Annotated in this window: 1 protein-coding gene; it reads right to left on the bottom strand. The window is 39.8% G+C overall.

The features are described 5' to 3' along the window. The coding region (locus AC0IW9_RS31445) for a hypothetical protein (RefSeq protein WP_471652210.1) at positions 1-251 on the bottom strand (251 nt) is incomplete at both ends.

The raw sequence follows: 251 nt of genomic DNA, 5'->3' as shown, positions 1-251 counted from the left end.
CTTCTAAGAAATCTTTAGCAAAATCCTGTTCAACTACAACGCTATCGAATGTTGCTATATCAAAATTGATAGCTTTGGCAATCTCAGACACACTAGCGGCAAAAACAACGCCCGTACTGTCTTTACAACCATACGAACGGCCAGCGCCTTTACCTGGCATTTTTGGAAATGCAACACTTATGCTATCGCCTAATTTAACTCTATACCAACTGGTTTGTGCCTTTAAGTTTAATGAAACTGAAACCAGCAAC

This window comes from Belnapia sp. AC561 (assembly GCF_979252845.1).
This window is presented reverse-complemented; position numbering and strand designations above follow the sequence as displayed.